The organism is Kitasatospora sp. NPDC004615 (genome assembly GCF_042873545.1).
Classification (GTDB): domain Bacteria; phylum Actinomycetota; class Actinomycetes; order Streptomycetales; family Streptomycetaceae; genus Kitasatospora.
The window spans coordinates 60,747-80,771 of the sequence record NZ_JBIALQ010000014.1; the positions used below are offsets into that span (position 1 = coordinate 60,747).

Here is a 20,025-nt window from a genome sequence, read left to right on the forward strand (position 1 = left end):
TGCGTCATGACGAACGACACCGCACCCCTGCCCGGCGGCCCGGACGCATCGGCGCCCCCCGTCCCCGCCTCCCGTATCCCGGAGCTGCTGCACGCCGCCGTCAACGCCGTCGGCGGCGTGGAGCGGCCCGGGCAGGTCCGGATGGCCGAGGCGGTCGCCGCCGCCGTCGACGAGGGCGAACACCTCCTCGTCCAGGCCGGCACCGGCACCGGAAAGTCCCTCGCCTACCTGGTGCCCGCCCTCGCCCACGGCGACAACGTGGTGATCGCCACCGCGACGCTCGCCCTGCAGCGCCAGCTCGTCGAACGCGACCTGCCGCGCACCGTCGACGCCCTGCACCCGACGCTGCGCCGCCGCCCGCTGTACGCGATGCTCAAGGGCCGCTCCAACTACCTGTGCCTGCACCGCGCCAACGAGGGCACCCCGAGCGACGAGGGCGAGGGCCTGTTCGACCCGGTCGACGCGCTCGGCGGCCCCACCGGCAAGCTCGGCCAGGACGTCCTGCGGCTGCGCGACTGGGCCGACGAGACCGAGACCGGCGACCGCGACGACCTCACCCCGGGCGTCTCCGACAAGGCCTGGGCCCAGCTCTCCGTCACCTCCAAGGAGTGCCTGGGCGCCGCCCGGTGCGCCTACGGCCAGGAGTGCTTCGCCGAACAGGCCCGCGAACGCGCCAAGTTGGCGGACGTGGTGGTCACCAACCACGCGATGCTGGCGATCGACGCGATCGAGGGCGCGCCCGTCCTCCCCGAACACGGCCTGCTGATCATCGACGAGGCCCACGAGCTGGTGAACCGCGTCACCGGCGCCGCCACCGCCGAACTCACCGTCGGCGCCGTCAACCGGGCGGTCAAGCGAGCGGCGAAACTCGCCAACGAGAAGTCCGTGGACGCGCTGCAGGCCGCCGCCGAGAACTTCCACGGCCTGATGGAGACCGCCCAGCCCGGCCAGGTCGAGGAACTCCCCGAGTACCTCGGCTACGCCGTGGCCGGCATCCGGGACGCCTGCCGCCAGGTCATCACCTCGCTCGGCGAGAACCGCGACAAGGGCCTCAGCGACGAGGACGCCGTCCGCAAGCAGGCCATGGCCTCCGCGGAGACCCTGCACGAGACGGCGGACCGGCTGCTCACCGGCTCCGAGTACGACGTCATCTGGATCGAACGCAGCGACCGCTTCGGCCTCGGCACCGCGTCGCTGCGGGTCGCCCCGCTGTCCGTCTCCGGGCTGCTCCGGGAGAACCTGTACAAGGACCGCTCGGTGGTCCTCACCTCCGCCACCCTCAAGCTCGGCGGCGACTTCAACGGCGTCGCCGCGTCCCTCGGCCTGCCCGGCGAGACCAGGCTGCCCGACCACCGCACCCCCGACGGGCCCAGCGCCGAGACCGGCGAGGACGCCCCGCCGTACTGGCGCGGACTGGACGTCGGCTCCCCGTTCACCTACCCCAAGCAGGGCATCCTCTACGTCGCCAAGCACCTGCCGCCGCCCGGCCGGGAACCCGACCGGCCCGAGATGCTCGACGAACTCACCGAACTGATCGGCGCCTCCGGCGGCCGCACCCTCGGCCTGTTCTCCTCGATGCGGGCCGCGCAGGCCGCGGCCGAAGCCCTCCGGGAACGCCTCGACGTGCCGATCCTCCTCCAGGGCGAGGACACCCTCGGCGAACTCATCCGCACCTTCGCCTCCGACGCGCAGACCTGTCTGTTCGGCACCCTCTCGCTCTGGCAGGGCGTCGACGTCCCCGGCTCCGCCTGCCAGCTCGTCGTCATGGACCGGATCCCCTTCCCGCGCCCCGACGACCCGCTGATGAGCGCCCGCCAGAAGGACGTCGAAGCCCACGGCGGCAACGGCTTCATGGCCGTCGCCGCGACGCACGCCGCACTCCTGATGGCGCAGGGCGCCGGCCGCCTGGTCCGCGCGGCGGACGACCGCGGCGTCGTCGCCGTCCTCGACCCGCGACTCGCCACCGCGCGGTACGGGAGCTTCTTCCGCTCCTCCATGCCGGACTTCTGGTACACCACGGACCGCAACCAGGTCCGCCGGTCGCTGGCCGCCATTGACGCCTCCGCGCCGCCGGTCAAGCCTCGCTGACTCCCCCGCGCCCCGACAGGGGCGCGGGGAACTGCGCGAAGCGGAAGGCGCTGAACGCAAAGATCGGCCCGACGAGAGAACTCCTCTCCTCGGGCCGATCCACGTAGTGCGTTCAGAGGCGGCGCAGAACGGCCACGACCTTGCCCAGAATGGTCGCGTTGTCGCCGGGAATCGGCTCGTACGCCACGTTGTGCGGCATCAGCCAGATCTTCCCGTCCTCGCGCTTCAGCCGCTTCACCGTCGCCTCGCCGTCGATCATCGCTGCGACGATGTCCCCGTTCTCGGCGACCGGCTGGCGCCGGACCGTGACCCAGTCGCCGTCGCAGATTGCGGCGTCGATCATCGAGTCGCCCTTGACGGTCAGGGCGAACAGCTCGCCCTCGCCGACCAGCTGGCGGGGGAGCGGGAAGACGTCCTCGACGGTCTGTTCGGCGAGGATCGGGCCGCCGGCGGCGATCCGGCCGACCAGCGGGACGTAGGAGGTGGAGGGCCGGCCGGAGGTTTCCGCCGCGGCGGGGCGGGCGACCTCGACGCCGCGGACCTCGTAGGCGCGCGGGCGGTGCGGGTCGCGGCGCAGGAAGCCCTTGCGTTCCAGGGCCATCAGCTGGTGGGCGACCGAGGAGGTGGAGGACAGGCCGACGGCCTGGCCGATCTCGCGCATGGACGGCGGGTAGCCGCGCCGCTGGACGGAATCCCGGATGACCTCGATGACGCGGCGCTGGCGCTCGGTCAGTCCTGCCTCGTCGGTGCGGATGCCGGGGGGTCGGCCGGGGAGGGCACGGACGACGGGGGTGGGCACACCGAGCGGGGACTCCTCGATCGGCTGACTACGGCTCATGGTCTGATCCATGCTCTCCTGGTCAGTGGTGCGCGCGGAACGCTCCTGCACCGGGATGGCGGTCTTGGCTTCGATGGTGTGCATGACGCTGGCGGCGCTGGGGGTGGACATCGCGGGCGACCCTCTCGACTGGTGCTCCAACTGCCCAGCTCAACTGGCGCCTCTATCGAAAGGTTGCGCCAAACACACGTTCGAGTGAATTTATTCGAGGTTGCCTGACTTGATCAAGCCTCCGGGTGTAAGTCGATTGCATGTTCGACTCGAACAGTCTATGGGGTCCCGGCGCGCGATGTCCCCGGCTAGCCCCCGGCTGTCACCCGTTCGCCCGGCGTGCCGCACCGTCCGCCACTAGATCTAGTGGCTAGTGTCCTCGATCGGGCACAGGTCTTGTGTTTCGAGTCGGGTAGAGTGGTACGAGTCGTTCGCCGTCGGGTCGCAGGGAGGGAGTTCCAGGTGCACTGCCCCTTCTGTCGGCATCCGGACAGCCGTGTCGTGGACAGCCGCGCCAGCGACGACGGGTGCTCGATCCGCCGCCGCCGGCAGTGCCCGGACTGCAGCCGCCGGTTCACCACCGTCGAGACCGCCACCCTGATGGTGATCAAGCGCAGTGGTGTCACCGAGCCCTTCTCCCGCGAGAAGGTGATCTCCGGCGTCCGTAAGGCCTGCCAGGGCCGCCCGGTCACCGAGGACGCGCTGGCCCAGCTCGGGCAGCGGGTCGAGGAGTGCGTGCGGGCCAGCGGCAGCGCCGAGCTCTCCACCCACGATGTGGGCCTGGCGATACTCGGCCCGCTGAAGGAGCTGGACGTGGTGGCGTACCTGCGGTTCGCCTCCGTCTACCGGGCGTTCGACAACCTCGAGGACTTCGAGGCCGCGATCGCGGAGCTGCGCTCCGAGCGGCCCGCGGTCCCGCTGCCCGTGCCGTAACGGCCGGGTCCTTCCTTTCATCTTTTTTCATTCAAGTCACCGCATTACCCGTGTGCCGTGGCCGGGCTCCGGCCTGCCCGCGCACCCGGAGAACGAACCAGTCGTGCCCGGACTTTTCAGGGCACTTCGGGCGTTTGCCCAGGAGGAGGAGCAAGGCATGACAGACACCACGAGCGGTTCCGCGCGCGGGTCGAAGTCGGAGAAGGCCGCGAAGGGCGCCAAGGCCCCCAAGTCGGGCCTGCGGCTGGAGCGGATCTACACCACTCCTGGGGTCCACCCGTACGACGCGGTCTCCTGGGAGCGCCGTGACGTCGTGATGACCAACTGGCGCGACGGCTCGATCAACTTCGAGCAGCGCGGCGTCGAGTTCCCCGACTTCTGGTCGGTGAACGCGGTGAACATCGTCACCAGCAAGTACTTCCGCGGCGCGGTCGGCACCCCGCAGCGCGAGTGGAGCCTGAAGCAGATCATCGACCGCGTGGTGCTCACCTACCGCGCCGCCGGTGAGAAGCACGGCTACTTCGCCTCCCCGGCCGACGCCGAGATCTTCGAGCACGAGCTGACGTACGCCCTCCTCCACCAGGTGTTCAGCTTCAACTCGCCGGTCTGGTTCAACGTCGGCACCCAGCAGCCGCAGCAGGTCTCCGCCTGCTTCATCCTGTCCGTCGACGACTCCATGGAGTCGATCCTGGACTGGTACAAGGAAGAGGGCATGATCTTCAAGGGCGGTTCGGGCGCGGGCCTGAACCTGTCCCGGATCCGCTCCTCCAAGGAGCTGCTCTCCTCCGGCGGCAACGCCTCCGGCCCGGTCTCCTTCATGCGCGGCGCCGACGCGTCGGCCGGCACCATCAAGTCCGGTGGCGCGACCCGCCGGGCCGCCAAGATGGTCGTCCTCGACGTCGACCACCCGGACGTCGAGGCCTTCATCGAGACCAAGGTGAAGGAGGAGGAGAAGATCCGCGCCCTGCGCGACGCCGGGTTCGACATGGACCTCGGCGGCGACGACATCGCCTCCGTCCAGTACCAGAACGCCAACAACTCGGTCCGCGTCAACGACGAGTTCATGACCGCGGTCGAGAACGGCACCGGCTTCGGCCTGCGCGGCCGGATGACCGGCGAGGTCATCGAGACCGTCGACGCCAAGGGCCTGTTCCGCAAGATGGCCGAGGCCGCGTGGGCCTGCGCCGACCCGGGCATCCAGTACGACTCGGTGATCAACCACTGGCACACCTGCCCCGAGTCGGGCCGGATCAACGCCTCCAACCCGTGCTCCGAGTACATGCACCTGGACAACTCCAGCTGCAACCTGGCCTCGCTGAACCTGATGAAGTTCCTCCGCGACGACGACACCTTCGACGCGCAGACCTTCGCCAAGGTCGTCGAGCTGGTCATCACCGCGATGGACATCTCCATCTGCTTCGCCGACTTCCCGACCGAGAAGATCGGCGAGACCACCCGCGCCTACCGCCAGCTCGGTATCGGCTACGCCAACCTCGGCGCCCTGCTGATGGCCACCGGCCACGCCTACGACTCCGCAGGCGGCCGCGCCCTGGCCGGCGCGATCACCTCGCTGATGACCGGCACCGCCTACCGCCGCTCCGCCGAACTCGCCGGCGTGGTCGGCCCGTACGACGGCTACGCCCGCAACGCCGCCCCGCACCAGCGGGTGATGAAGCAGCACGCGGACGCCTCCTCCGCCGTCGCCCCGCTCGACGACCTGGACGCTCCGGTGTGGGCCGTCGCCAACGACACCTGGACCGACGTGGTCCGGCTCGGCGCGCAGAACGGCTTCCGCAACGCGCAGGCCTCGGTGCTCGCCCCGACCGGCACCATCGGCCTGATGATGGACTGCGACACCACCGGCGTCGAACCCGACCTGGCCCTGGTCAAGTTCAAGAAGCTGGTCGGCGGCGGCTCGATGCAGATCGTCAACGGCACCGTCCCGCGCGCCCTGAAGCGCCTCGGCTACCAGGACGAGCAGATCGAGGCGATCGTCGCGCACATCGGCGAGACCGGAAACGTCATCGACGCGCCCGGCCTGAAGGCCGCCCACTACGAGGTGTTCGACTGCGCCATGGGCGAGCGGTCGATCTCCCCGATGGGCCACGTGCGGATGATGGCCGCGATCCAGCCGTGGATCTCCGGCGCGATCTCCAAGACCGTCAACATGCCGGAGAACGCCACCGTCGAGGACGTCGAGGAGATCTACTTCCAGGCCTGGAAGCTCGGCGTCAAGGCGCTCGCCATCTACCGCGACAACTGCAAGGTTGGCCAGCCGCTCTCGGCCAAGACCAAGGCCCCGGCGGCCACTTCGGTTCCCGCCCCGGCCGCGGCCCCCGCCGTCGAGAAGGTCGTCGAGTACCGCCCGACCCGCAAGCGCCTGCCCAAGGGCCGCCCCGGCATCACCACCTCCTTCACGGTCGGCGGCGCCGAGGGCTACATGACCGCCAACTCCTACCCGGACGACGGCCTCGGCGAGGTCTTCCTGAAGATGTCCAAGCAGGGCTCGACCCTCGCGGGCATGATGGACGCCTTCTCCATCGCCGTCTCGGTCGGCCTCCAGTACGGCGTCCCGCTGGAGACGTACGTCGCCAAGTTCACCAACATGCGCTTCGAGCCGGCCGGTCTGACCGACGACCCGGACGTGCGGATGGCGCAGTCCATCGTGGACTACATCTTCCGCCGCCTGGCCCTCGACTTCCTGCCGTTCGAGACCCGCTCCGCGCTCGGCATCCACTCCGTCGAGGAGCGCACCCGGCACCTGGAGACCGGCTCCTACGAGCCGATCGAGGACGAGCTCGACGTCGAGTCGCTGGCCCAGTCCGCGCCGCTCGCCGCCGAGAAGCCGCACGTCGCCCTGCCGGTCGTCGAGCAGCCCAAGCCGGCCCCGGCCGCGCACAACTCCACGGAGCTCGCCGAGATCCGCCTCGGCCTGAACGCCGACGCGCCGCTCTGCTTCTCCTGCGGCACCAAGATGCGCCGCGCCGGCAGCTGCTACCTCTGCGAGGGCTGCGGCTCCACCAGCGGCTGCAGCTGACCCGCCGTCGCACAGCAGTGAACGCCCAGGGCGTCGACCGTTAATTCGGTCGGCGCCCTGCGCCGTGTGCGGACACAATGCCGGGATGGACGATGCATCGAACAACCGGCTGGAACTCCGCATCGAGGACGCCTCGGAGGGCCGGCGCCAGCTCCGGCTGCTGGCCGACGGGCGCGACCTGCTGGACACCGGTTTCACCGACGGGCACCTCGGCCCGGACCCGCGCTCCCTGCTCGGGCCGTACAGCCCGCTGCTGCCCGGCCCCGAACCCCGGGAAGTCCAACTCCACGTGGCCGGGTGCGGTGAAGTGTGCTGCGGCGCCCTGTACGTGACGGTGCGCCAGGACGGCGACGCCGTGGTCTGGGGCGGATGGCGCAACCCCGGCATCGAGGACCTCGACCTCCCGGCGTACCGGTTCGACGCCGCGCAGTACCTGGCGGAGCTCGACCGCGCCGGCGTCGGGGTCGAGGACTGGCCCGCGCGTGGCGTCGGACGCCTGGTGCAGGCCGAACTCGCCCGCCGGCCGGAGCTGTTGGCCGCCTGGGAGTGCGAGTTCGACGCCCTGTGGACCTGGACTTCGGGCCCCGACCGGATCGACCTGACCTTCATCTGGCGCCCGGACGGACCGCCGGACCACCTCGGCGAATCCCCCTACCTGCAGTTCCTGGCCGAGCTGACCGTCCCCGCCGGCGACCCGGTCGACCTGGCCGCCGACCTCGTCGACCGCTTGACCTCGGCGGACCCGCGCGGCCAGGCCCGGGTCTGCGGCGGCAGCGCGGCGTACGCGGAGCTGCTCGGCTACCCGTGGCCGGAGGACCTGTGACCCCGGGGTGACCCCGTTCCCCCGGGTGCGTCGGCCGGGCTGCCGGACGCGGGTGGCCCGCGCAGGCTGGGGGAGGAGAGGGGTGAGCGCGATGCGGCAGATCGTGGTGACGGGCGGGACGGGGACGCTGGGGCAGGTCGTGGTGCGCCGGCTGGTGGCGCGCGGGTGCCCGGTGCGGGTGCTGAGCCGGCAGGCGCACACGCCGGGGGAGCACGGGTGGGCGGTCGCGGATCTGGTGACCGGCCGCGGCGTGGAGGCGGCGCTGGCGGGCGCGACCACGGTGGTGCACTGCGCGACCACCAGCGGGAAGCGGGACGTGGAGGCGACCGGCCGGCTGGTCGCGGCGGCCCGCGCGGCCGGCGTCGCGCACCTGGTGTACGTGTCGATCGTCGGCGTGGACGCGGTGCCGCTCGGCTACTACCGGGCGAAGGAGGAGTGCGAGCGGCTGATCGCCGGGTCCGGTCTCGGCTGGACGGTGCTGCGGGCCACCCAGTTCCACGACCTGGTGCTGCGGGTGCTGGACGGGCTGTCGAAGGCGCCGGTGCTGCTGCTGCCGCGCGGCGTCGCCTTCCAGCCGGTGGACGTCCGGGACGTCGCCGAGCGGCTGGCGGATCTGACGCAGGGCGGCCCGGCCGGGCGGGTGGCGGACTTCGGCGGCCCGCAGGTGCGCGCGGTGGAGGCGCTGGCGGCGGAGTTCCTGCACGCGCGGGGCCGGCGGCGGCCGGTGCTGCGGGTGCCGACGCCCGGCGGGGCGGTGCGGGCGATGCGGGCCGGGGCGAACCTGACGCCCGAGCACGCGGACGGGCGGATCACCTTCGCGGAGTTCCTGGCGGAGCGGTACTGATTTTGTCAACCAAGGTTGACGGGCCCGCTCGTGTCAACCTATGTTGACACCATGAGCGAGACGAGACAGCTCGCGGCCGACGCGAGCAGCGGCGACCCGGCGATCGGCCTGCGCGCCGTCCGGGCGCTGCGCGACCTGGCCGACCGGCTGGAGGAACTCCAGGTCGGCAACGCCCGCGGCAAGGGCTGGTCCTGGCACGAGATCGCGGTCTGCCTGGGCGTCACCCGGCAGGCGGTGCACAAGAAGTACGCCAAGCGGACGACGGAACGGGGAGGGGACTGAGATGTTCGAACGGTTCGCGGCGGAGGCCCGCCGCACGGTGACGCTCGCCGCCGAGGAGGCGCAGCGCCTGCACCACGACCACCTGGGCGCCGAGCACCTGCTGCTCGGTCTGCTCGCCCAGCCGCAGGACCCGGTCGCCCGGCTGCTCGGCCGGTTCGGCCTCGACCTGGCCGCCGGGCGGAGCGCCGTCGCCGGCCTGCTCGGCGGTCCGGACCCGGGGCGGGACGGGGCGGCGCTGGCGGCGATCGGCATCGATCTGGAAGCGGTGCGCGACGCAGTCGAGTCGACCTTCGGGCCGGGCGCGTTGGACGCCCCGCCGCCGGGGCGGCGCCCGCGGTGGGGCGGGCCGCGCTTCACCGAGAGGGCCAGACGGTCGCTGGTGCTGTCGCTGCGCGCCGCGGCCGATTCGCGGGTGCGCCGGATCGAGACCGGCCACCTCCTGCTCGGGCTGATCCGGGAGGGCGGTGGCGTCGCAGTCCGGGTGCTGCGTGAACAGGGCGTGGACTTGGCGGAGCTGGAGCGGGAGGCCGAGGCGATGCTGACGGAGGGCCGGGCGGCGACCTCGTAGCACGGCGCGGTCACAACTGGGGCGCCGGGTGATGAAGGTCGAACGCGCTCCTTGGCGTGGGGTGGCCGGTGGGTTAACGTCTTTGAGCCAGCGATCAGCTGGGTACACAGACCCCATCTTCGGTACAGCGCAGTGTTGTTTCTCTTACGGCTGGCATGCCCATGCCCTGGCAAGGAGGACCGCATTGATCACCCCCGTGACCACTGGACGCCGGAGGCTGCTGGCCGTACCGGCTGTTCTGGCACTGGCATTGACAGCCGCCTGTTCCAACAGCTCCTCGTCCGGCGGCGGGGGCGGATCGTCGGCCGCCGCGCTCACCGGTGACTGCGCCAAGTACCAGGCCTACGCCGGTCATTCGGGCACCAAGGTGTCGATGTACGCGTCGATCCTGGCGCCCGAGTCGGACTCGCTGGAGAAGTCCTGGGCCGACTTCAGCTCCTGCACCGGCATCAAAATCGTCTACGAGGGCTCCAACGACTTCGAGTCGCAGCTGCCGGTCCGGGTGGCCGGCGGCAACGCCCCCGACCTGGCGGTCATCCCGCAACCCGGCCTGCTCGCCCAGATGGTGAAGAGCGGCAAGGTGGTCAAGCCCCCGCAGCAGACCGTCGACAACGAGAACAAGTGGTCGCCGATCTGGAAGACCTACGGATCGGTCAACGGCACCTTCTACGCGGCGCCGATGAGCGCCAACATGAAGTCCCTGGTCTGGTACTCCCCGAAGGCCTTCAAGGCCGCCGGCTACGAAGTCCCCAAGACCTGGGCCGACTTGATGGCGCTCAGCGACAAGATCGCCAAGGCCGGCGCGACCAAGCCCTGGTGCGGCGGCATCGGCTCCGGCACCGCCACCGGCTGGCCCGCCACCGACTGGCTGGAGGAGATCGTCCTCGGCTCGTACGGCGGCGACGTCTACGACCAGTGGGTCAGCCACAAGGTGAAGTTCTCCGACGAGAAGATCACCACAGCGATGAAGACCGTCGCCGACTGGATGCAGAACCCGGCCTGGGTCAACGGCGGCTTCGGCGACGTCAAGTCGATCGCCACCACCACCTTCCAGGACGCCGGCACCCCGATCCTCAGCAACAAGTGCGCGATGCTCCAGCAGGCGTCCTTCTACCGCGCGCAGTGGCCCAAGGGCACCAACATCGGCCCCGACGGCGACGTCTTCGCCTTCCACCTGCCCGCGGTGAACCCGCAGGTCACCAGCCCGGTCGAGGGCGGCGGCGAATTCCTCACCGCGTTCTCCGACCGGCCCGAGGTGCAGGCCGTGCAGAACTACCTGTCCACCTCGGAGTGGGCCGGCAGCCGGGTCAAGGTCTCGCCGGGCTGGGTCTCCGCCAACCAGGGCGTCGACAAGAGCCTCTACACCGACCCGATCGACAAGCTGTCCGCCCAGTTCCTCACCGACCCGACCGCCACCTTCCGGTTCGACGCCTCCGACCTGATGCCCGCCGCCGTCGGCGCCGGCGCCGAATGGAAGGCGCTCACCGCCTGGTTCGCCGAGGGCCAGTCGATCCAGAAGACGGCCGGCGACATCGACGCCGCCTGGCCCCAGTAGGTCGAACTCGCAGGGCAGCGCGGGCAGGTGAGCCGTCCGCCCGCGCTGCCCTCCCCATGCCCGGGATCACCAGGTCTTGAGGAAGGACCCTGCGCATGCCCACCGACACCCGGCTCGCCGGGCCGGCGCTCCAGCTCGCGGACTCGCTGTGGCAGGACGCGGCAGTCAAGTTCGGCAACACCGGCGGCGCCGTGCTGGGCTTCGTCGGCGTCCTGCTCGCCGTGTTCTTCGCGGCCGGCCGCGCCACCGGACGCTTCTCCCGGCCACTGGCGATCGCGCTGATGCTCGGCCCGGCGATCGTCCTGCTGCTCACCGGCCTGGTGGTGCCGCTGCTGCGCACCGTCGTGCTGAGCTTCCTGGACGCCGACAGCGCGAGCTTCGTCGGCGGGAAGAACTACGGCTGGGCGCTGACCAGTTCACCCATCCACGGGGTGCTGCTGAACACCCTGCTGTGGCTGGTGATCGCCCCCCTCGCGGCCACCGGGCTCGGCCTCGCGCTGGCCCTGATGGTGGACCGGATGCGCGGGCAGGCGGTCTGGAAGTCGCTGATCTTCATGCCGATGGCGGTCTCGCTGGTGGCCGCCTCGCTGATCTTCAAGCTCGTGTACGAGTCGCGCGGCGCCGGGCAGAACCAGGTCGGCCTGCTCAGCCAGCTCGCCGTCGCGCTCGGCTGGGACGACCCGCCGAACTGGATCCTGTCCCAGCCGCTGAACAACTTCCTGCTGATGGCCGTCCTGATCTGGGTGCAGACCGGCTTCGCCATGGTGGTGCTGTCCGCCGCGATCAAGGCCATCCCGGACGAGATCACCGAGGCCGCCCGGCTCGACGGCGCCACCGGCCTGCGGCTGTTCCTGCACGTCACCGTGCCGATGATCCGCACCACGCTGGTGGTGGTGCTCACCACCATCATGATCATCACACTGAAGGCCTTCGACATCGTCCGCACCATGACCGGAGGCAACTACGGCACCCAGGTGCTCGCCAACGAGATGTACTCGCAGAGCTTCGAGCAGTACAACTACGGACGCGGCAGCGCCCTCGCGGTGATCCTCTTCCTCGCGGTGGTCCCCCTGGTGGTCTACAACATCGCCCTGCTGCGCAAGGAGCGTGCGACCCGATGAGCGCCCAGCCCACCCTGGCCCCCACCAAGGCACCCGAGCCCGAACTGCCGCCCGTGAAGGCCGTCCGGCGGTCCTTCAGCAGCCCGCTGGCGAGCCTCCTGGTGGTCGTCGTGACCGCTCTGTGGACCATCCCGACCGTCGGTCTGCTGGTCACCTCGCTGCGCCCCAAGGCCGATGTCGCGTCCACCGGCTGGTGGGAGGCGTTCGTCCACCCCGACTTCGGGCTGGAGAACTACCGGGCGGTGCTGTTCGACAACTCCTTCGGCACCTCCGGCGGCCTGATGCCGTACCTGGTCAACTCGGTGGCGATCAGCATCCCCGCCACCGTCTTTCCGCTGGTGCTGGCCGCGATGGCGGCGTACGCGCTGGCCTGGGTGCGGTTCAAGGGCAGCGACACCCTGTTCTTCGTGATCTTCGCGCTGCAGATCGTGCCGTTGCAGATGTCGCTGATCCCGCTGCTGCGGCTGTTCTCCGGCGGCGCCCACCTCGGCTCGATGACGATCATTCCGGCGCTCAATCTGAAGGACACCTATGTGCCGGTGTGGCTGACCCACACGATGTTCGCGCTGCCGCTGGCGATCTTCCTGCTGCACAACTTCATCGCCCAGCTGCCGCGCGACCTGATGGAGGCCGCGGTGGTGGACGGCGCCTCGCACTTCAAGATCTTCCGCTCGATCGTGCTGCCGCTGAGCGCCCCCGCGCTGGCCTCGTTCGCCATCTTCCAGTTCCTGTGGGTGTGGAACGACCTGCTGGTGGCGCTCACCTTCGCCGGCGGCAATCCGACGGTCGCGCCGATGACCTCCCGGCTCGCCCAGCTGTCCGGCTCCAACGGCAGCCGCTGGGAACTGCTCTCGGCGGGCGCCTTCCTGTCGATGCTGGTGCCGCTGGCGGTGTTCTTCGCGCTGCAGCGCTTCTTCGTCCGAGGGCTGCTGGCAGGGTCGGTGAAGGGCTGAAGCCTGTGACGCCTGCGACCGGGTTGTTCAAGTGTTGAACGCAAACGCCTGTGTTGAAGGTGTGCAGACATACTGGTCGGATGCGGAGCTTTCGCGTTTGAGTTGGCCGGAAGTCGTGGCTGTGATGTGAGGATTCTGCGGACGCGCCGGGGCCGGAGCCGATAGGACGGAGGACGGCACTTCTGCCGTTCATCCGGTCATCCGACCTTGGGGGGTTGGCGTGAGGTTCAGAAAACGGCTCGCCGGGCTGCTCGTGGCCCTGCTCGCATCCACCGGACTGATGGCGGCGCCCGCGGCACACGCGGACACCACCGCCGTCCTCGGCAACAACACCGTCGGTACCGCCACCGACTCCGGCGACTCCAACTACATCAACACCTCGCGCTTCGTGACCGGCTCCAGCGGCGGAACGGTCAACAGCGTCAGCGTGTACGTGGGCGCCGTCGGCTCCACGCCCAACGACCAGTACCAGGTCGCGGTGTACGGCGACGTCGCCGGCAAGCCCGGCCCGCTGCTCGGCTCCTCCGCGTCCGGCACGCTCACCGCGCACGCCTGGAACACCCTGCCGGTCGCCGCGACCCTCGCGCCCAACACGCCCTACTGGCTGGCGTACAACTCCAACGGCGTCTCCGCCGCCGTCAACAACCTCAACTACTCCAGCGGCGGCCAGAGCGGCTACTCCACCGGCGGCCAGGCCTTCGGCACCTGGCCCAGCAGTTTCGGCGCCGTCTCCACCGGCAGCCTCAACTACTCCATCTACGCCACCTACACCCCGTCCGGCGGCGGCAGCACCACACCCGGCAACGGCCCCGGCAACGAGGGCCCGATCCTGCTGGTCACCGACCCCGCCAACCCGTACACCTCGTACTACGGCGAGATCCTCAAGGCCGAGGGCCTGAACTACTACAAGACCGCCGACCTCGGCACCGTCACCTCCGCCACGCTCGCCCAGTACGACGTGGTGCTGCTGGCGGAGAACCAGCTGACGGCCGCCCAGACCACCATGTTCACCACCTGGGTGAACGGCGGCGGACGGCTGGTCGCGATGAGGCCCGACAAGCAGCTCGCCGGGCTGCTCGGCCTCACCGCCACCACCGACACGCTGGCCGACTCCTACCTGAAGATCGACACCACCGCCGCGCCCGGCACCGGACTGACCTCCGACACCATGGGCTTCCACGGCACCGCCGACAAGTACACGCTGAACGGCGCCACCGCCGTAGCCACCCTGTACAGCGACGTCGCCGTGGCCACCACCAACCCGGCCGTCACCCTGCGCACCGCCGGTACCGGCCAGGCCGCCGCGTTCACCTTCGACCTCGCCAAGTCCGTGGTGCAGACCCGCCAGGGCAACATCGCCTGGGGCGGCCAGCAACGCGACAACGTGGATGGCATCGAAGCCAGCGAGATGTTCTTCGGCACGGGCGGCCAACTCAACTGGAACAACCTCGACAAGGCGCAGATCCCGATCGCCGACGAACAGCAGCGCCTGCTCGGCAACCTGATCACCACCATGGACGCCGCCAAGAAGCCGCTGCCGAAGTTCTGGTACTTCCCCCGCGACGTCAAGGCCGTCGTCGTGATGACCGGTGACGACCACGGCATCGGCGGCACCACCGGACGCTTCGACGGCTACATCGCGCAGAGCCCGGCCGGCTGCAACGTCGCCAACTGGGAGTGCGTGCGCGCCTCGTCCAACGTCTACGCCAGCGGGCCGATGACCGACGCCCAGGCCAAGGCCTACTCCGACCAGGGCTTCGAGATCAGCACCCACATCACCACCAACTGCACCCCGTGGGGCGCCCCCACCGACCTGGCGAACGTCTACACCACCCAGCTCGCCGCCTGGAAGGCCAAGTACCCCTCACTGCCCAACCCGGACAGCACCCGCACCCACTGCGTCGAGTGGGACGACTGGGCCACCCAGGCCAAGACCAAGCTGGCCAACGGCATCCGGCTGGACACCGATTACTACTACTACCCGGGCAGCTTCGTGCAGGACCGGCCCGGCTACTTCAACGGCACCGGCCTGCCGATGAAGTTCGCGGACAGCAACGGCGCCACCATCAACGAGTACCAGGCCACCACCCAACTCACCGACGAGTCCGGGCAGTCCATGCCGGGCACCGTCAACACGCTGCTGGACAACGCGTACAACGCCAAGGGCTACTACACCGTCCTGACCGCCAACATCCACACCGACTACGCCGCTTCCACCGCGTCCGACCAGGTCATCGCCTCGGCCAAGGCGCACGGCACCCCCGTGGTCTCCGGCCGCCAGCTGCTGAACTGGCTGGACTTCCGCAACGGCTCCGCGTTCTCCGGGATGGCGTGGAACGCGAACACCCTGAGCTTCAGCATCACCGGCGGCGCGAACGGCCTGCGCGCCATGGTCCCGGTCAACTCGGCGGGCGGCACCCTCACCGGCATCAAGCAGGGCACCACCGCCGTCAACTACCGGATCGAGACCATCCACGGCATCACGTACGCCTTCTTCGACGGCAACGTGGGCTCCTACACCGCGACCTACGGCACCGACACCGTCCCGCCGACCGTCACCGGTTCCGTCCCGGCCAACGGCGCGACCGGCGTCGCCGCCACCGCCCCGGTGAAGGCCTCCTTCAGCGAGCCGGTCCAGGCCGCCACCGTCAACTCCACCAACGTCACGCTGAAGACCACCAGCGGCGGCACCACGGTGGCCGGCACCGTCGCGCTGGACTCCGCGACCAACACCGCCACCTTCACCCCGAACGCCGCCCTCTCGCTCAACACCGGCTACACGCTGAGCGTCGCCAACGTGAAGGACCTGGCGGGCAACACCCAGGCCGCCGCCTACACGGCGGCCTTCACCACCGCCGGCGCACCGCCGCAGACCATCGGCAACAACGCCATCGGCACCCAGCTCGACGACACCAACTCCAACCACCTCAACGGCTCGAAGATCACCACCGGCAACTCGCCGATCGCGCTCAGCTCGCTGAACGTGCACACCGGACAGACCAGCGCCTCGCCCAACAACCAGTTCCAGATCGCCGTCTACAGCGACAACGGTGGCTCGCCGGACGCCCTGCTGGCCAGCAGTTCGGTCGGCGTGCTGAACGCCAACGCCTGGAACAGCGCTGCCGTCACCTACACGCTGGCCGCCAACACCACCTACTGGCTGGTCTACAACTCCAACGGCACCAGCTCCACCGTCAACAACATGCACTACAGCTCCGGCCCCGCCGGGTCCGGCGTCTACAGCAACGCGAGCGTCCCGTTCGGCACCTTCCCGGCGAGCTTCGGCACCGCCGTGAAGGACAACCTCGTGTACTCGCTGTACGGGGCCTACTGACCGGGCCTGTTGGCCCCGTCCGACGTCCCACCCGTTGTCCCGCTTGTCGTCCCACCGCCGGGGCGGTTTGTGTCACAAGTCTGTGACCAAGCCGCCCCGGCGGCTTTTTGAACCTGTTCAGAAGTGGTGTTCGGGCTCTAGAGTCACCGGCACGACCGGGCGTGCGGCTGGCCGAAAACCGCCGCATGCCCGCATTCTGAGGGGGTTTCATGTCGCAGCCGTCCGACGCCAGTGGCGCTGGCGGTTTTACCGGTCCCGGCGCTTCCGGCGAACAGCCGCAGCCGGCGGACCCGTTCGCGGCACCTGCGGGGCCGCGTCCGGGGGCGTTCGGGAAGGGGACGCCGCTGGGGGTCGCTGCGGGCTCGGCGGGTGCGGCGGGCTCGGCGACTGCGGCGGGTGCGGCGGGTGCCAATCCCTACGCGCCGTACCAGCACCGGCCGCAGGCGCCGCTGCCCGAGCCGGAGTGGCTGCGGCCCAGCAAGGCCCGGACGATCGAGCCCGCCGGGCTGCGGGTGCTGGCGGCGGCGGGTGCGTCCGGGCTGGTCAGCGCGCTGGCACTCGGTGGCGGACTCGGCGTCAACCTGCTGCTCTGCGCCCTCGCGGGCGCGGTCGGTGCCGCGATCACCGCACTGGGCACCGGGCGGCGGGTCAAGCCCTGGCACCTCGCGTTCGCCGCGGCCGCGCTGCTGCTCTGCCTGGTCCCGGCCGTCAGCGGTGCGGGTGGGGCGGTGACGCTCGCGGTGATCGCCGCGATCTGCGTCGGCTCACTCACCCTGCACGGCGGCGCCCGCTGGGTCGGGGTGGCGATGGGATCGATCGGTCTGTGGGCCCACTTCCTGCCCGGACTCGCCTGGGGAATACGGGCGCTGAAGGAGCGTCGCTTTCCGGCCAAGGCCCGGGTCGGGCAGGTGGTGAAGGCCGTCGGAGTCTCCCTGGTGCTGCTGGTGGTCTTCGGCATGCTGTTCGCCGGCGCCGACTCCACCGTTGCCGACCTGCTGGGGCACCTCGTTCCCTCGGTGGAGGCCGGGGATGTCCCGCAGCGTTTCGTGTACTTCGTCGGTGGAGTGCTGCTTGCCCTGGGTGCCGCGCACGCCGCCGCCGCCCCCCGTCGCTGGGACCGCACCAGGACCCGGGCCGGCAAGGAGCGCGGACGGCTGGAGTGGGCGATGCCGCTGGCGGTCATGAACCTGCTGTTCGGCGTCTTCGTGGTGGTGCAGTTGGTGGTGCTGATCGGCGGCTTCGGCTCGATCATGCGCCGCACCGGGATGACCCCCGCCGAGTACGCCCGCCAGGGCTTCTGGCAGCTGCGATGGATCGCCGTGCTCACCCTGGTGGTCGTCGCGCTCGCCAAGTACTGGGCGCCGCGCAGCAGCGCGGGCGACCGGCTGCTGGTCAAGGTGATGCTCGGACTGCTGTGCGCGCTCACCCTGGTGGTGGTCGGCACCGCGCTGGTCCGGATGAGCCTGTACATGGACGCGTTCGGACTCACCCGCCTGCGGGTCAACGTCGCCGCGATGGAGATCTGGCTCGGCCTGGTCTTCCTGATGGTGCTGGTCGGCTCGGTGCTCTCCTCCCGCCGCTGGCTGCCCCGCGCGGTGGTGCTCAGTGCCGCCCTGGCCGTGGCGCTGTTCGGCCTGCTGCGGACCGACGGCCTGATCGCCGAGCAGAACGTCGACCGCTACCGCACCTCTGCGGCCCGCCTCGACGTCGACTACCTGCGTGGCCTCTCCGTCGACGCCGTGCCCGCTCTCGACCGGCTGCCCGAGGACCTGCGCACCTGCGCGCTCCAGCCGATCGCCGCCGACCTGGCGAACGAGCCCGCGCCCTCCTGGTACGCCGTCAGCCGGGCCGAGGCCCGCGCCCGGGAGATCCTCGCGGCACACCCGGTGGTCTGGGACCGGAACCAGGCCTGCCAGAGGGTCGGGCTGGGCACGGAAATCGAGGTCCGCTGACGTTCGGCGGCCGGCGGCCGGCGGTCGTTGACGGGGGTGGGGGAGTGTCGAGTGGCACCCCCCGCCATCGTTGTGTGTCAGCCGGCGTGATGTGGCGTCATATCGCTATTCCGGCCGGGGTTTCGGCCGGCAGGTCGGAGGCCCGCGCCCTGACCACGAACACTGCGGACAGCAGCGCGACCGCCGCGAACGCCACACCCACCACGAAGGCGTGCGAGACGGCGTAGGCCAGCACCTCGTTGGCCCACCTGCTGCCGGGCGGGAAGGTCTGGTGCTGCTGGGCGAACTGCAGCTCGGCCGGGCCGGCGTGGGCGAGGAAGTCCGGCTGCTGGCGGCTGCCCTCGGAGGTGGCGGCCTTGGCGAAGACCGTGGTGAGTATCGACAGGCCGACCGAACCACCTATCTGCTGCACCGAGTTGAGCAGGCCCGAGGCTGCGCCCGTCTCGTGCGCCGCGACCCCGGAGACCGCCATCAGCATGACCGGGACGAAGATCAGGCCCATGCCGAAGCCGAAGGTGACCGTCGGGCCGAGCACGCCCAGTGGGTAGCTGCTGTGCACGTCCGTCTGCGTCAGCCAGCTCAGACCGGCCGTCACCAGGAGGCTGCCGGTGGCCAGGAACGGCTTGGGCCCGAGCCTGGCCTGGAGGGCGGAGGCGAGCTGCGCGGCGACGATGATTGCGGCGCTGATCGGCAGGAAGGCCACACCCGCCTTGAGCGCGCTGTAGCCGAGCACGCGCTGAACGAAGAGCGTGACGTAGAAGAAGATGCCGAACATGGCCGCGGCCAGGCAGAGCATCATGATCAGGCCGCCGGTGCGGTTGCGGTTCCGCAGCAGCCGCAGCGGGGTGATCGGTTGGGCGGTGCGCTGCTCGATCACCGCGAACGCGACCAGCAGGGCCGCGCCGACGGCGAACGAGGCGATCGTCACGCCGTTGCCCCAGCCGGCCTTCGGGTCCGCGGCGTGGATGAACCCGTACACCAGGCTGACCAGGCCGAGGGTGGAGGCGAGCGCGCCGGGCAGGTCGAAGGCGCCCGGGTGCCGCTCGGACTCGTTGATGTAGCGCGGCGCGGCGATGGCGATCAGCGCGGCGATCGGCACGTTCACGAAGAACACCCAGCGCCAGTTCAGGTACTCCGTGAGCACTCCGCCGGCCAGCAGGCCTATCGCGGCGCCCGAGCCGGCCACCGCCGAGAAGACGCCGAACGCGCGGTTCCGCTCCGGTCCCTCCTTGAAGTTGGTGGCGATCAGCGCGAACGCCGTCGGTGAACAGATCGCACCGCCGACGCCCTGCAGCGCCCGGGCGGCCAGCAGCATGCCGCCGTTCTGCGCGAAACCGCCGAGCAGCGAGGCCAGGCCGAACAACAGCACGCCCACGACGAACACCCGCCGGCGGCCGAGGATGTCACCGGCCCGGCCGCCGAGCAGGAGCAGGCCGCCGAACGTCAGTGTGTAGGCGTTGATCACCCAGGACAGGTCGGTGGTGGAGAACTTCAGCGCGTCCTGGATGTGCGGAAGCGCGATGTTCACGATGGTCGCGTCGAGGACGACCATGAGCTGCGTGGCCGCGATGACGGTGAGCGTGATGCCCTTGCGCCGGTCGCGACCGGCCCCCGGTGGAGCCGACTTGCTGAGCATGTCGGAGATAGCCACTGTTGTGCCCCCTGCCGGCTACTGCTATCGGTTGCTGTCTGGGTAAGGTGCTCGG

The 20,025-nt window shown here is 70.4% G+C and carries 14 protein-coding genes; 12 read left to right on the top strand and 2 right to left on the bottom strand.

Going from position 1 to position 20,025, the window contains the following annotated elements; all coding sequences use genetic code 11:
* The first annotated feature begins 6 nt into the window (after positions 1–6).
* Positions 7–2,088, top strand: coding sequence for an ATP-dependent DNA helicase (locus tag ACFYS8_RS33965; protein ID WP_387648788.1), 2,082 nt, complete (start codon positions 7–9; stop codon positions 2,086–2,088).
* A 112-nt stretch (positions 2,089–2,200) separates the two neighbouring features.
* Here the strand turns inward: ACFYS8_RS33965 and lexA are convergent, their stop codons facing one another.
* Complete coding sequence (gene lexA, locus ACFYS8_RS33970) at positions 2,201–2,926, bottom strand: transcriptional repressor LexA (RefSeq protein ID WP_198520699.1); 726 nt, start codon at positions 2,924–2,926, stop codon at positions 2,201–2,203.
* A gap of 453 nt (positions 2,927–3,379) precedes the next feature.
* Between lexA and nrdR the strand changes: the two genes are divergently transcribed.
* The 11 genes from nrdR to ACFYS8_RS34025 all read left to right on the top strand — a co-directional run bounded on the left by nrdR (position 3,380) and on the right by ACFYS8_RS34025 (position 18,319).
* Positions 3,380–3,850 (top strand): transcriptional regulator NrdR, encoded by a 471-nt coding sequence (gene nrdR, locus ACFYS8_RS33975; protein ID WP_387648791.1) that lies wholly within the window; start codon positions 3,380–3,382, stop codon positions 3,848–3,850.
* A gap of 157 nt (positions 3,851–4,007) precedes the next feature.
* Positions 4,008–6,887 (top strand): vitamin B12-dependent ribonucleotide reductase, encoded by a 2,880-nt coding sequence (locus tag ACFYS8_RS33980; RefSeq protein WP_387648793.1) that lies wholly within the window; start codon positions 4,008–4,010, stop codon positions 6,885–6,887.
* A gap of 85 nt (positions 6,888–6,972) precedes the next feature.
* Entirely contained in the window at positions 6,973–7,710 is a 738-nt protein-coding gene (locus tag ACFYS8_RS33985; protein ID WP_387648795.1) for a hypothetical protein, read from the top strand.
* A 91-nt stretch (positions 7,711–7,801) separates the two neighbouring features.
* Positions 7,802–8,554, top strand: coding sequence for an SDR family oxidoreductase (locus tag ACFYS8_RS33990; RefSeq protein ID WP_387648934.1), 753 nt, complete (start codon positions 7,802–7,804; stop codon positions 8,552–8,554).
* 51 nt (positions 8,555–8,605) lie between these two features.
* Positions 8,606–8,836 (top strand): RNA polymerase subunit sigma-70, encoded by a 231-nt coding sequence (locus ACFYS8_RS33995; protein ID WP_387648797.1) that lies wholly within the window; start codon positions 8,606–8,608, stop codon positions 8,834–8,836.
* Position 8,837: 1 nt separating this feature from the next.
* Positions 8,838–9,404 carry a Clp protease N-terminal domain-containing protein gene (locus ACFYS8_RS34000; protein WP_387648800.1) on the top strand — a complete coding sequence of 189 codons (567 nt, stop codon included), beginning with the start codon at positions 8,838–8,840 and terminating at the stop codon, positions 9,402–9,404.
* A 184-nt stretch (positions 9,405–9,588) separates the two neighbouring features.
* Positions 9,589–10,959, top strand: coding sequence for an ABC transporter substrate-binding protein (locus ACFYS8_RS34005; protein ID WP_387648801.1), 1,371 nt, complete (start codon positions 9,589–9,591; stop codon positions 10,957–10,959).
* A gap of 95 nt (positions 10,960–11,054) precedes the next feature.
* Positions 11,055–12,080, top strand: coding sequence for a carbohydrate ABC transporter permease (locus tag ACFYS8_RS34010; protein WP_387648804.1), 1,026 nt, complete (start codon positions 11,055–11,057; stop codon positions 12,078–12,080).
* Positions 12,077–13,033 carry a carbohydrate ABC transporter permease gene (locus ACFYS8_RS34015; protein ID WP_387648807.1) on the top strand — a complete coding sequence of 319 codons (957 nt, stop codon included), beginning with the start codon at positions 12,077–12,079 and terminating at the stop codon, positions 13,031–13,033. The genes ACFYS8_RS34010 and ACFYS8_RS34015 overlap by 4 nt, the downstream gene beginning before the upstream one ends.
* A gap of 220 nt (positions 13,034–13,253) precedes the next feature.
* On the top strand, positions 13,254–16,367 hold the full coding sequence (locus ACFYS8_RS34020; RefSeq protein ID WP_387648810.1) for an Ig-like domain-containing protein: 3,114 nt from the start codon (positions 13,254–13,256) through the stop codon (positions 16,365–16,367).
* A gap of 209 nt (positions 16,368–16,576) precedes the next feature.
* A complete protein-coding gene (locus ACFYS8_RS34025) occupies positions 16,577–18,319 on the top strand; it encodes a DUF4153 domain-containing protein (RefSeq protein ID WP_387648812.1) in 1,743 nt (580 codons plus the stop codon).
* Positions 18,320–18,416: 97 nt separating this feature from the next.
* Here ACFYS8_RS34025 and ACFYS8_RS34030 read toward each other — a convergent pair whose 3' ends face one another.
* Complete coding sequence (locus ACFYS8_RS34030) at positions 18,417–19,970, bottom strand: MFS transporter (protein ID WP_387648815.1); 1,554 nt, start codon at positions 19,968–19,970, stop codon at positions 18,417–18,419.
* Positions 19,971–20,025: the final 55 nt, after the last annotated feature.